Source organism: Streptococcus mitis (genome assembly GCF_047464965.1).
GTDB classification, from domain to species: Bacteria; Bacillota; Bacilli; order Lactobacillales; family Streptococcaceae; genus Streptococcus; species Streptococcus mitis_DU.
Window position 1 is genome coordinate 1 of the sequence record NZ_JASHAT010000026.1, and the last position, 525, is coordinate 525.

The window sequence follows — 525 nt, forward strand, 5'->3', positions numbered from 1 at the left end:
CAGTCATTTGTCCTCTCCTCTTTCCTTATTTAAATCGGTATAATAATTAATAATAACAGCTGATAAACAGCCAAAAAATATGAGCCCATAAATCGTCAAGAAGACACTGGTAATCCTTCCAATCAAGGTCACAGCTAGGAGATCCCCGTAGCCGACAGTCGTCGAAGTCACAAAAGCATACCAAAGACCGTCTCCGTAATTTGTGATAGCAGGTTCAACTAGGAAAAGCACGCCTCCTGACCCAAAAACAAAGGTCACAAAACTCAGAGCAAACCGAGTAAAACCCGTAACCTGTATAATATGCCATAACATTTTTAAACGTCTCATTTGTTCTCCTTATTCATACTAGCTCCTGACCGAGCCGTTTTTTCCAATAATCAAAGTGAAGATAGGACATGATCTCCATCAGAGAAAGATAGACAAACTGATAGATCTGATTTAAGCTGATTATCAACTGATATTGTTTGAAAAATGACTGGAAGAAAGACCAGATATGACTGTCTTGAATCAGTCCCTTCTTAACAT

1 protein-coding gene and 1 pseudogene are annotated in these 525 nt (G+C 38.7%); both read right to left on the minus strand.

Translation table 11 applies throughout. From position 1 onward, the window contains the following. Positions 1-3: 3 nt before the first annotated feature. The gene (locus tag QM408_RS09225) at positions 4-327 is read right to left on the minus strand and encodes a potassium channel family protein (protein WP_001253404.1); all 324 of its coding nucleotides are present in this window, start codon (positions 325-327) and stop codon (positions 4-6) included. Between the two features lie 13 nt (positions 328-340). After that, a pseudogene (locus QM408_RS09230) lies at positions 341-525 on the minus strand (hypothetical protein); the annotation flags it as partial.

Coding starts and splice junctions, on each gene's coding strand:
- QM408_RS09225 (WP_001253404.1), bottom strand. CDS start 327: ATGAGACGTTTAAAAATGTTATGGCATATTATACAGGTTACGGGTTTT.